Genomic DNA, 12,308 nt, shown 5'->3' with positions numbered 1-12,308 from the left:
TCTGGATCATAACCGGCGGCGGCGTGCCCCCCAAAACGGAAGGTGGCCGGCGCAGGGCAAGGCGGCTTGGTTATCAAGGGCAAAAAAAACGGCCGCACGAGGCGACCGTTTTTTCTGTTGCCGAGAGCCAGCTGGGGATCAGTGACCCTTCGCGGCGTCCTTGGCTTTCTCGGCGGCGTCCTTCGCGTTGCTGGCAGCGCTCTTGGCGGCGTCGGCAGCGTTGCTGGCCGCGTCGGCCGCGTTGCTGGCGGCATCCTTCGCCATCGACATCGCGTCATGCGAGGTGCCGGCAGCGGCCGGAGCCATCGCGGAAGCGGCGCTGGCGGCGCCGGCAGCCTGGGTGGCCGCCTCGCCCGCAGCGGAAGCGGCGGTGGCGGCCTGGCCGGCAGCCTGTTCGGTGGCCGTGTTCGGGGCCTCCGAAGCAGCCTGCTGCGCCTGGTCTGCCGCCTGCTGCGCCGTGTCCGCCGACTTCTGGGCGTCCTGCGCGGAATCCTGCGCGCCGTTGCTGCATGCCGCCAACAGCGCGACGAGCGCGGCGGCGAGTAGGGTACGCGTAAACTTCATGGGTGATCTCCTTTGCCGTGGAATGCCGTTTGGCCGTGTATTAATAGCGCTTTCGCCGGCATTGCGCCACATCTTTCATGGTGCTGCGGGCCTTGCCGGCAAAACGATTTACGCAAGCGTCAGGTGAAGGCGGCGGGATGGACGGCGCCTTGTCGTGTCAGTCGGTGCACTCCACCGCAATCGCCGTCGCCTCGCCGCCGCCGATGCACAGCGAGGCGACACCGCGACGCAATCCCCGCGTTTTCAAGGCGTTGATCAACGTCACCACCAGTCGCGCACCGCTGGCGCCGATCGGGTGGCCGAGCGCGCAGGCGCCGCCGTTGACGTTGAGCTTGTCGTGCGCAATGCCCAGCTCCTTCATCGGCGTCATCGCCACTACCGCGAATGCCTCGTTGATCTCCCACAGGTCGACGTCCTCGACCTTCCAGCCGGCTTTTTCAAGCACCTTGCGGATCGCACCGACCGGCGCGGTGGTGAACCATTCCGGCTCCTGCGAATGGGTGGCATGGGCCACGATGCGGGCCAGCGGTTTCAACCCGCGGCTGGCCGCGTCGTCGGCGGACATCAGCACCACCGCGGCAGCGCCGTCGGAGATGCTGGACGAGCTGGCGGCGGTGACGGTGCCGTTCTCCTTGCGGAACGCGGGCTTGAGCGTGGGCACCTTGGCGATGTCGGAGCGGCCGGGCTGCTCGTCGGTGTCGACCAGCACGTCACCCTTGCGACCGCTGACCGTGACCGGGACGATTTCGTCGGCGAACGCACCGCTCGCCTGGGCTGCCTTGGCGCGATTGACCGATTCGATCGCGTAGGCGTCCTGTTCCTCGCGGGTGAAGTGGTACTTGTCGGCGCAGGATTCGGCGAACACCCCCATCGACTTGCCGTCGTAGGGGTTGGTCAGGCCGTCCCAGGCCATGTGGTCGACCAGTTGGCCATCGCCGTAGCGGATGCCGGTACGCGCCTGCACCATGTGCGGTGCATTGGTCATCGACTCCATGCCGCCGGCCACCACCACGCTGGCCGAGCCGGCCTTGATCAGGTCGTGGCCGAGCATGATCGCCTTCATGCCCGAGCCGCACACCTTGTTGATCGTGGTGCAGCCGGTGCCGGCCGGCAGATCGGCGGCCAGCGCCGCCTGGCGCGCGGGGGCCTGGCCCAGGTTGGCCGGCAGCACGCAGCCCATGATCACCTCGCTGACCTCGGCCGGAGCCACGCCGGACTGCTTCAGCGCCGCGCGGATCGCGGTGGCGCCGAGCTTCGGGGTGGGCACGCCGGTGAACTGGCCGAGGAAGGAGCCGATGGCGGTGCGCCTGGAACCGGTGATGACGATGCTTACGTCCGACATGATGACACTCCGCTGGGGTACTGAAAGGTGGCAATCGACGGGCAAATGCCCGGAATGAACCTCTGGATTATCGCAGTGCGCTCCCGGCGACGGCAAATGGCCCCGGCAGTAGACGAAGCGCACATATCGGCGCGTTTTTCATGACATTTGTTGTGCGAAGATACGCCGATCCGGGGGGATACTACTGCCGCGATCGAGCGTTGGCGGTCGGCGTGCTGAACGAGACGGGAGAAGGGACATGAGCAGGACTGTGGCGGGAATGCGTCGACGCAACGTCGCCTTGGTGACGGCCTTGGCGTTTGCACTGGGTGCTTGCGGCGGTGGCGGCGGCATGGTCAAGGCGCCGCCGGTCACTCCATCCGGGCCGCCACCCGCTCCGCCGCCGGCACCACCACCGGCACCGCCGCCGGCCGATCAGCCGCCGATCGACGCCCAGCTAGGTCTCACCAACACCTACGCCGCACACAGCAAGGGCTTCACCGGCGCCGGCATCACCTTGGGCATCGTCGACAGCGGCATCATGCGCAGCAATCCGACCGTGGCCGGTCGGGTCACGCAGGAGCTGATCTACGTCGACCCGACGCTCAACAACACCTCCATCGACGACGTGGTCGGGCACGGCACCTGGGTATCGGAGATTGCCGCCGGCGCGGCTTTCGACAAGTTCCCGGGCGGCATCGCCCCCGGGGCCAAACTGGTATCGGCGCGCATCATCAGCGACACCGAGCCGACCGACGACGGTTCGGGCCAGGGCAACAAGGTCACCGCCGCCGACGCGGACTTTTTCGCGCAGACCCTGAACCCGGCGCTGATCAATGCCGGCGTGCAGGTGATGAACAATTCATGGGGCGGCATCTACTGGGATACCACCGACGCCTCGATCAACCAGGCTTTCGCTGCCGCCTATCGACCCTTCGTGGTGCAGCACGGCGGCCTGGTGGTGTTCGCCGCGGGCAACGAATCCAGGGCCGATCCCAGCGACATCGCCGCCTTGCCCACGCTGTCGCCCGATCTGGAGCAGGGCTGGCTGGTCGCGGTGGCGCTGGACAGCCTGCACCCGACTCAGCTGGCCAGTTATTCCAACGCCTGCGGCAAGGCGATGGACTACTGCCTGGCCGCGCCGGGCGACGTGATCGTGCTGGACAAGGATGCAACGGCCAGCACGACGAGCCCGGATTACTGGATCGTCAAGGGCACCTCGTTCGCTGCACCGGAAATCTCCGGCGCCGCAGCCGTGGTGTGGCAGGCGTTCCCGTACTTCACCAATGATCTGGTGCGGCAGACCCTGCTCGGCACCGCCGACGATCTCGGCGCCGCCGGCCCGGACCCGGTCTTCGGCTACGGCGCGTTGAACGTCGGGCGGGCGGTCGACGGCCCGGCGAAGTTCAACTGGGGCGACGTCACCGTCAGCTTTACCGGCAGCTCCAACTGGAACAACCCGATCTCCGGCGCGGGCGGCCTGATCAAGCAAGGCACCGGCACGCTCAACCTGACCCAGGCGGCCAGCTACACCGGCATGACCCAGGTGCTGGGCGGCACGCTCACGGCGAAGTCGCTGGGCGGCAGCGTCAACATCGGCACCGCCGGCACGCTGAGCCAGACCCACGATATCGGCGGCAACGTGGGCAATGCCGGCGTGCTGGCCGTGGCCGGCGGCGACGTCAACGTGGCTGGGAACTACACCCAGCAGAGCAGCGGGCGACTGGCGCTTTCGCTGGGTTCGGCATTGCGCGTGACCGGCACCGCCACGCTCAACGGCGGCGACCTGTACGTCACCGGCTACGACTCCGGCTACACGGTCAACACGCACACCGACGTGCTCACCGCGACCGGCGGCCTCACCGGGACGTTCAGTGCGCTGAACAAGGCATCCAACGTCACCTTGCTCACCGCCACGCTCAATTACGACGGCAACAACGCCTGGCTCAACGTGACCCAGGTGCAAGCCACGGCCGTGCAGGGGATGGGCTATACCGCCGCGTCCTACGGTGCGGCCCAGCGCGTGCAGACGGCATTCGACCAGATCAACACCCAACTGGGTCCGGCGGCGCCGTCGGGGATCGCGCCGGCATCGCTGGGCTTCATCGAGGGCGCCGGCAACCTGCAGCACACGCAGGGCATCCCGGCGCTGCAGAATTCGCTGGAGAGCCTGTCCGGCCAACTGCACGCGGCCAGTGCCGCGATGACGCTGGAGGCGATCAACGCCGGCACGCGCGCGTTGTCGGATCGTTTCGATACGCTGGTCGACAACCCTCAGCCCGGTGGCTGGACGCAGAACCTCGGCTATCACGGCGACCTGTCGCGCAGCGGCTACAGCAACGTCGGCGTCGATCTCAGTGGCTGGCTGGTCGGCCAGGATTACCGGTTCGGCGGCGGCAATGCGGTGGCTGGTTACGCGATCAGCCAGAGCGAGGGGCTGGGCCGGCTGGCCGGCAGTGCCGACCAGGGCCGCAGCCACGCGCTGGAAGGCATGCTGTACGGCGGCATCATCCACGGCTCGTGGTACACCATGGGCCGCTTCGGGCTTGGCAGCTATCGCGAGATGATGCGTCGCCAGGTGCAACTGGGCAACCAGGTCACCGGCGTGGCCAGCAACGTCAATGGCCGCTACGGCGTGGCTTATGGCGAGAGCGGTTACCGCCTTGCGCTGGGTCGCACCGAGCTGACGCCGTACGTCGACATGCAGTACGCCCAGCTGCAACGCGATGGCTTCAATGAGGTCGGCGCCTATGGCTTCGGACTGAAGTCGGGAGCGCAGACCACCGCCCTGTGGCAGGCCGGCCTGGGCGTGCGCGCCACGCGCACGTGGGCGCTGGCGCATGGCGGCAGCCTCAGCCTGCGCACGCGCCTGCTGTGGCAGCAGAGTTTCGGCCTGCGTGGCGAGTGGGTCGACGCCAGCTTCAGCGGCGTCAACCAGTTTGCCCCGGTCGGCGGCATCGGGCTGGCGCGCTACGGCAGCGTGCTTGGCACCACGCTGGACTGGCAAATGAGCCCGGCGGCCAGCCTGCAGTTGGGTTACGACCGCTACGCCGGCCAGCACCAGCAGGGCCAGACCGGCACCATCAGCTTCAACTGGACGTTCTGAAACGCGCGAGTCATGCGTGATGAAAAGGCCCGCGTCGCGCGGGCCTTTTCATGTCTGGCGCCTTCCCTCGGCGCCTTGCTTCATGCCTTGCCGTGGAAGAGTTCGCGGCCGATCAGCATGCGGCGGGATTCGGTTCGATGTGCCGGCGCCGATGCCTTTGTCGGCGCATGTGGTTCATGCCTTGCCGTGGAACAGCTCGCGGCCGATCAGCATGCGGCGGAATTCGGTTCGATGTGCCGGCGCCGATGCCTTTGTCGGCGCATATGGTTCATGCCTTGCCGTGGAACAGTTCGCGGCCGATCAGCATGCGGCGGGATTCGGTTCGATGTGCCGGCGCCGATGCCTTTGTCGGCGCATGTGGTTCATGCCTTGCCGTGGAAGAGTTCGCGGCCGATCAGCATGCGGCGGGATTCGGTTCGATGTGCCGGCGCCGATGCCTTTGTCGGCGCATATGGTTCATGCCTTGCCGTGGAAGAGTTCGCGGCCGATCAGCATGCGGCGGATCTCGTTGGTGCCGGCGCCGATCTCGTACAGCTTGGCGTCGCGCAGCAGGCGCCCGGCGGGGAACTCGTTGATGTAGCCGTTGCCGCCGAGGGTCTGGATGGCCTCCAGCGCCACCTGCACCGCGTTGACCGAGGCGTTGAGCAGGCACGCGGCCGGGTCGATGCGCGACTTGACGCCGTTGTCGAACTGCTGCGCGACCATGTAGGCAAAGCCGCGCGAGGACTGCAGCCGCGTGTACATGTCGGCGATCTTCGCCTGCATCACGCCGAACGTGCCGATCGGCGCGTTGAACTGCTTGCGCTCGCGCACGTAGGGCAGGGCAAGGTCCAGCGATGCCTGCATCAATCCGATCGGGCCGCCGGAGAGCACCAGCCGCTCGGTGTCCAGGCCGCTCATCAGCACACGTACACCCTCGTTGACCTCGCCGACGATGTTCTCCTCGGGGATCGCGCAATCCTCGAACACCAGCTCGCAGGTGTTGGAGCCGCGCATGCCCAGCTTGTCCAGCTTCTGCGCGGTGTGGAAGCCCTTCATGCCTTTCTCGACGATGAAGGCGGTCATGCAGCGGCTGCCGGCGACGCGCGGCGCGGTGCGCATGTAGACCAGCAGCACGTCGGCGTCCGGGCCGTTGGTGATCCACATCTTGTTGCCGTTGGCGACCCAGGCGTCGCCCTTCTTCTCGGCCTTGCAGCTCATCGAACCGACCACGTCCGAGCCGGCGCCCGGCTCGCTCATCGCCAGCGCGCCGACGTACTCGCCCGAACACAGCTTCGGGATGTACTTGCGCCGCTGCGCCTCGTTGCCGTTGTGGAAGATGTTCTGCACGGCGAGATTGGAGTGCGCGCCGTAGGACAGGCCCACCGAACCGGAAGCGCGCGAGATCTCCTCCATCGCCACCATGTGCGCGAGGAACCCCATGCCGCTGCCGCCGTATTCGGCGGGAATGGTCACGCCGAGCAGCCCCATCTCGCCGAACTTCTTCCACAGGTCGGCGGGGAACAGGTTGTCGCGGTCGATGCGGTCGGCGCGCGGGGCGATCTCCTTCTCCGCGAACGCATGCACGGATTCGCGCAACAGGTCGATGTCTTCTCCGAGCGGGAACGGGCGCATGGTGGTTCCTTGGGTGCGAGCTGCTGATTTTAGCGCACGCGGCACCGCCTGGCCCGTGCGTCCCTACAGCTGCGATTCGATCGGCAGCCAGCTGATCGCGCGGGTGGTCGTGCGCAGCCACCAGCTGGTGTCGGGCTCGTGCTCCAGCACCTGCGGCGGCTGCGTGCTGCGGTCCAGCCACTGTGTCGAGCCATCCGCGCCGCGGCGCACCGCGTAGCTGAGCACCGGCGCGGCCAGCCGCAGGTATTCCTGGCGCAGGTCGCGGGCCAGGCCGGGGTCGTCGAACAGCACGCCCATCTCGGTGTTGAGGTTGGCCGAGCGCGGGTCGAGGTTGAACGATCCGACGAAGCCGCGCGCGCCGTCGATCACGAATGCCTTGGTGTGCAGGCTGGCGCCGCTGCTGCCGAACAGGCCGTGGGTGGCGACCGGGCCGTGGCGACGGATCTCGAACAGGCTCACGCCGCCATCCAGCAACCGATCGCGATAGCGCTCGTAGCCGCTGTGTACGGCCGGCACGTCGTTGGCGGCCAGCGAGTTGGTGACCACGCCGACGCGGGTGCCGCCGCGTGCCAGCCCGAGCAGGGTCGCCGTGCCTTGCTTGCCGGGGACGAAGTAGGGCGAGATCAGCAGTACCTCGCGATGCATGCCGTCGAGATGCGCGGCCAGCCGCGGCTGCAGCCAGCCGCGGCGGTCGGCGCCTTTCGTCTTCTGCGGCGGATCGGATGCCACGGTGATGTTCGCGCTCCAGTGCGGCACCAGCTCGTGGTTGGTCAGGCGCTGCGCCGAAGGCGAGGCGGCGACGCGGCCAAGGTAGACCTGCGCGGCCGCGTCGGCGGACTCGTGGGCGAGCGCGGCCACCAGCCTGTGCAGGTTTTCCGGTGTCTGCGGGTTCAGCGCCTCGATCGGCACCGCGGCGCTGGAGTTCCAGAAGTCGTCGAAGATCGCGCTGGCGTCGGCCACGGCCGGACCGAGCAGGAGCATGTCGAGGTCGCGGAAATTCACGCTGCGGTTGGCGTCGAAGTACTCGTCGCCGATGTTGCGCCCCCCGACCAGCGCGACGCGGCCGTCGGCGATCCACGCCTTGTTGTGCATGCGGTGGTTGACGCTGAAGAAACGCTGCACCATCTCCAGCAGGCGCCACACGCCGCTGCGGTTGCGGAACGGGTTGTACAGGCGCACCTCGATGTTCGGATGCGCGTCCAGCGCCAGCAGCGCCGGGTCGAGCCCCTTGGTGTTGATGTCGTCGAGCAGCAGGCGCACGCGCACGCCGCGCTCGGCCGCGGCGTACACCTCGCGCGCCAGCAGGTGGCCGACCAGGTCGTCGTGCCACATGTAGTACTGCAGGTCCAGGCTGCGCCCGGCCAGGCGCGCGGAGGCGGCGCGCGCGGCGAACGCGTCCAGGCCGTCGGGCAGCAGGGTCGCCGCGGTCTCGCCGGGGTGCGCGGCCAGGTACGGGGCCAGTTCGCGATCGATCGGGGTCTGCGCCGGCTGCATCGGCAACGCGCTGCTCGGGGCACCGGTGGCGCGCGGGGTCAGCCGATCGGCGAGCAACAGCCCGCTGACCATCAGCAGCACCAGCGCGAACATGCCGCAACCCAGCCAGATCATCATCCTGCGCATCCGTGGCACCTCCCGTACCCGATTATTCGTTGACCGCCGCGCATACGCAAAGCCGGAAGGGGAATGGACAGTCTGGCGTGGCACGCAACGGCCGCGGGAGCGCCGCCAGGCGGCCTTCACCGAGTGCTGCGCGGGGACCGGCTAAAGTTTTCGCTGCCCCGGCCGTTGCCGTGTCGCAAGACGACGGCGGGCAACCGTCAGAGTTCGGGCCGCCTTGCAGGTTGTCCATGGGCACAGTTGCCCATGGTGCACCCCATGTCTGCCCCGGCGACAAGAGGTGGCAAGGCCCACGTGACAACGTTGATGCAGCGGTTGGACAAGATCATCCTGGGGTCGGAGCGACACCAGCGCATCCGGCTGCGCCAGTGGCTGATCGCCTGCGTGGCCACCGCGGGCTGCGCGCTGTTCTTTGCAGGCGGCGTTTTCCTGGGCTGGATGAGCTGGGAAAACCTGCTGATCCTGGGCGTGATCGAGGCGATCGGGCAGGGGCTCATCTACGCCGCGTTGCGCAGCGGCTTCAGCTTGCGCTTTGCCGATCCGGCGCTCACCGAATGGCAGACCGTGCTGGCGATCGTGGCCGTGGATTACGCCTACATGTCCGCCGGCAGCGCGCGCCACCTGGCATTGTGCCCGCTGCTGCTGGTATTCACCTTCGGCGCGTTCTCGCTGCCGTGGCAGCGCATCGCCCGGCTCACCATCTTCGCGCTGGCAAGCTTTCTGGTCAGCATCGCGGTGATGGAGTGGCAGCGCGCCCCCGCCATCGGGTGGTCGCTGGACTCGCCGGAAATGCTCGACGACATTTCCGCCCTTGGCATGCTGCTGATCGTGCTGCCGGTGATTTCGTACGTGGCGTCGCGGCTCTCGCGCCTGCGCTCCAACCTGCGCGAACAGCGCGTGGCGCTGGCCAGCGCACTGGAGCAAGTGCAGCGGCTCGCCGCCTACGACGAACTCACAGGACTCGCCAACCGCCGCCACGCGCAGGATCGCCTGGCCCAGGAGCAGGCACGCGCCGAGCGCAGCGGCACGATCTTTTCGGTGGCGCTGATCGATCTGGATCACTTCAAGGAAATCAACGACACGCTCGGCCACGCCGGCGGCGACCGCGTTCTGCGCGCATTCGCGGATACGGTGCGCGACCTGCTGCGCGGCTCGGACATGGTGGCCCGCTGGGGCGGCGAGGAGTTTCTCGTGCTGATGCCGGACAGCGCCGGGGTCGACGCGCTCGCCACGGTCGATCGTCTGCTCCAGGGCGTGCGCGGATTGCGGGCAGCGGAGGGCCAGCCCTTCAGCTTTTCCGCCGGCGTGACCCAATATCGCCGCGGCGAGGGTTTCATGGAAGCCGTCGCCCGCGCCGACCAGCAGATGTACGCGGCCAAGCACGCCGGCCGCAACGGCGTCTGCCTGGCGTGATTGCCATGAAAAAGGCCGCGCCTCGCGACGCGGCCCTTGTCTTGCGCAACCGTCGGGATCACTGACCGCGCATGCGGCCCTGGAAGCGGGTGCCGCCGTTGCCCATGTGCGGCAGCTTGATCTTGCCGATCGCGGCGATGCGCTCTTCGGCCATGCGGTCGGCGGCCAGGTAGGTCGGCACGCCCTGCGATTTGCTGATCTCGAAGATGCGGCCCAGGTTGTAGTAGATCGTGCGCATCATGCGCATCGCGCGCTCGCGGTTATAGCCGTCGATCTCCAGCGACACGTTCATCACGCCGCCTGCGTTGACCGCGTAGTCCGGCGCATACAGCACGCCGCGGCGGTTCAGCTCGTCGCCGATCTCGTCGGTGGCCAGCTGGTTGTTGGCCGGGCCGCAGATGATCTTCGCCTTGATGCGGTTGATGGTCTGCTCGTTCAGCGTGCCGCCCAGCGCGCACGGCGAATAGACGTCCGCGTCCACGTCGTAGATTTCGTCCAGGCCCACCGCCTCGCAACCGAGTTCGTCGACGCAGCGCTGCACCGCTTCCTTGTTGATGTCGGTGACGAACACCTTGGCGCCCTGTTCGCGCAGCAGCTTGATGTACTCGCCGCCGACGTGGCCGCAGCCCTGCACCGCGAAGCTGTACTTGCCCACGTCCTCGTTGCCGTGCTTGAACTGCAGCGTGGCCATCAGGCCCTGCAGCGTGCCGTAGGCGGTGAACGGCGAGGGATCGCCCGAGCCGCCGTGCACCTGGTGCACGCCGGTGACGTACTCGGTTTCGCGGAACACGTATTCCATGTCGTTGACGTCGATGCCGACGTCCTCGGCGGTGATGTAGCGGCCGTTCAACGAGTTGATGAAGCGGCCGAACGAGCGGAACAGCGCCTCGGACTTGTCCTTGCTCGGGTCGCCGATGATCACCGCCTTGCCGCCGCCCAGGTTCAGGCCGGCCACGGCGTTCTTGTAGGTCATGCCGCGCGACAGGCGCAGCACGTCGTTCACCGCTTCGGCCTCGGACTTGTACGGCCACATGCGCAGGCCGCCGAGCGCGGGGCCCAGCACCGTGTTGTGGATCGCGACGATGGCCTTCAGGCCGGCGTCGGCGTTGTGGCAGAACACGACTTCTTCGTGGCCGGTCTTGGCGATGGTTTCAAAAATCATTGCGACGGTGACTCCATGGATTGACGTTGCCCGCAGGCCTCGCCGACTAAGGTGCGGGCACGCGGCCCGCTCGATGGTGGTAAGGGACGAAATCGATCGCCCCGACCAGGGCCGGGGCGATCAGTCAAAACGCCAAGTTTAGTACGTCGTCCCCGGCGGCGATGGTGCGGCGCGTCAAGCCGGCTGCGGATGGAGCGCCGCGGGCCGCCGCCCTCAGCGGCCCCAGTAGCCGCGCCGGAAGCGCCAATCGTGGCCGTGACGGACCCAATGCGCCGGTCGGTAGTGGTAGCCCGGACGCATCCGCACCCAGTAGCCGCCGACCCAGACATGACGATGCGCGGGCGCGTTCCAGCGCCAGTAGCCGGGCGCCCAGACGTAGCCGCGGCGTGGCGGCGGGACGCGTTCGAAGCGGGCCGGCGGCGGCGCCACGCCGATGCTCACGCCCACCGCGACCCGCGCTTGCGCGGTGGCGGGCGGCGCATACAGCGCGCCGGCAAGGCTCAGGCCGAAACCGGCCAGCAGGGCAAACTTGAGGGGGCTGCGCAACATCGCGTTCTCCGTCGGCGCCGCGTCAGGCGGCAGGCAGGATGGAAAACGGGATGCGCGGCGGGCAGTTGACCGGCCGCGCGTGGCTCGTTCAGGCGGCGATCAAGCGCCGTTCACAAGTGGCAGTCCGGTGCGTGGCCGCTGGCGCGTGCGTGTTGATAGACCGGCAGCAACTGCTGCGCCTGCCGACCCAGCGCCTCGGCGCGGTTGCCCGGCGCGGGATGCGTGGAAAGAAATGCCGGCGGCTTGCTGCCGCCCTGCGCGCCCATTTTCTGCCACAGCACCACCGCCGCGCGCGGATCGAAACCGGCCTGCGCCATGTAGCGCTGGCCCAAGGTATCGGCCTCGCTTTCCTGCGTGCGCGAGAACGGCAGCAGGATGCTCAGTTCCGCCCCGGCGCCGAGCAGCGCCGCCGCGGTGTTGGCGTCGCCGCCGCGACTGCCCGCGTACACCGTGCCGGCGGCCACCGCCGCCTGCGCCGCCATGTTGTCGGACACGCGCTCCGCGCCGTGGCGTGCCACCACGTGCGACAGCTCGTGGCCGAGCACCACGGCCAGCTGGTCCTGGTTGTCGGCGAGCTTGAACATGCCCTTGTTCACGCCGATCCGGCCACCGGGCAGGGCGAACGCGTTGGCGGTGTCGTCACCAACGATCTGCACTTCCCACTGCTGGGTATTCCACGGCGGCGGCAGCACCGCGACCAGCGCGCGGGACACGCAGGTGGCATACGCGCGCTCGCGCGGCGCGTCGACGAACTTGCCCTGCTTGCGCATGTCGTTGAAAGCGGCCAGCCCCATCTGGCTCATCTGGCTGTCCGACACCACCATCAGCTGCGAGCGGCCGGTGGGCGAGGTGACACAGGCGGCCAGCAGGGCAGTGGCGAGCGGAATGCCCAGATTGCGGATTTTCATGCGGAATCCTCCATGGCGTGCAGTGGTGAAGCATAGCCGCAAGGTCCGCCGAGA

At 68.1% G+C, this 12,308-nt stretch carries 9 protein-coding genes; 2 read left to right on the top strand and 7 right to left on the bottom strand.

What is annotated here, in order from left to right; translation table 11 throughout:
• Positions 1-138 precede the first annotated feature (138 nt).
• Together ACVCL9_RS08065 and ACVCL9_RS08060 are read right to left on the bottom strand one after the other, a co-directional pair.
• Positions 139-564 carry a hypothetical protein gene (locus tag ACVCL9_RS08065; protein ID WP_395119535.1) on the bottom strand — a complete coding sequence of 142 codons (426 nt, stop codon included), beginning with the start codon at positions 562-564 and terminating at the stop codon, positions 139-141.
• Between the two features lie 157 nt (positions 565-721).
• Entirely contained in the window at positions 722-1,906 is a 1,185-nt protein-coding gene (locus ACVCL9_RS08060) for a thiolase family protein (RefSeq protein ID WP_395119534.1), read from the bottom strand.
• 238 nt (positions 1,907-2,144) lie between these two features.
• Here ACVCL9_RS08060 and ACVCL9_RS08055 point away from each other — a divergent pair, with 238 nt between their 5' ends.
• Positions 2,145-4,991 carry a S8 family serine peptidase gene (locus tag ACVCL9_RS08055; protein WP_447098491.1) on the top strand — a complete coding sequence of 949 codons (2,847 nt, stop codon included), beginning with the start codon at positions 2,145-2,147 and terminating at the stop codon, positions 4,989-4,991.
• A gap of 456 nt (positions 4,992-5,447) precedes the next feature.
• On the opposite strand, the gene ACVCL9_RS08050 is transcribed toward ACVCL9_RS08055, so the two are convergent.
• Positions 5,448-6,605: an isovaleryl-CoA dehydrogenase gene (locus ACVCL9_RS08050; RefSeq protein ID WP_395119532.1), complete on the bottom strand. Its 1,158-nt coding sequence runs from the start codon at positions 6,603-6,605 to the stop codon at positions 5,448-5,450.
• Positions 6,606-6,668: 63 nt separating this feature from the next.
• Positions 6,669-8,216, bottom strand: coding sequence for a phospholipase D family protein (locus ACVCL9_RS08045; protein WP_447098492.1), 1,548 nt, complete (start codon positions 8,214-8,216; stop codon positions 6,669-6,671).
• 300 nt (positions 8,217-8,516) lie between these two features.
• Between ACVCL9_RS08045 and ACVCL9_RS08040 the strand changes: the two genes are divergently transcribed.
• Positions 8,517-9,635 (top strand): diguanylate cyclase domain-containing protein, encoded by a 1,119-nt coding sequence (locus ACVCL9_RS08040; protein ID WP_447098493.1) that lies wholly within the window; start codon positions 8,517-8,519, stop codon positions 9,633-9,635.
• Between the two features lie 58 nt (positions 9,636-9,693).
• Here ACVCL9_RS08040 and ACVCL9_RS08035 read toward each other — a convergent pair whose 3' ends face one another.
• The 3 genes from ACVCL9_RS08035 to ACVCL9_RS08025 all read right to left on the bottom strand — a co-directional run bounded on the left by ACVCL9_RS08035 (position 9,694) and on the right by ACVCL9_RS08025 (position 12,254).
• Positions 9,694-10,797 (bottom strand): Glu/Leu/Phe/Val dehydrogenase dimerization domain-containing protein, encoded by a 1,104-nt coding sequence (locus ACVCL9_RS08035; protein ID WP_395119529.1) that lies wholly within the window; start codon positions 10,795-10,797, stop codon positions 9,694-9,696.
• A 213-nt stretch (positions 10,798-11,010) separates the two neighbouring features.
• Positions 11,011-11,346: a YXWGXW repeat-containing protein gene (locus tag ACVCL9_RS08030; protein WP_447098494.1), complete on the bottom strand. Its 336-nt coding sequence runs from the start codon at positions 11,344-11,346 to the stop codon at positions 11,011-11,013.
• A gap of 110 nt (positions 11,347-11,456) precedes the next feature.
• Complete coding sequence (locus ACVCL9_RS08025; protein ID WP_447098495.1) at positions 11,457-12,254, bottom strand: M48 family metalloprotease; 798 nt, start codon at positions 12,252-12,254, stop codon at positions 11,457-11,459.
• Positions 12,255-12,308: the final 54 nt, after the last annotated feature.

It is taken from the genome of Rhodanobacter sp. UC4438_H5, assembly GCF_052978405.1.
The sequence above is the reverse complement of the archived record's forward strand: the minus strand, read 5'-3'. Positions and strand labels throughout refer to the sequence as shown.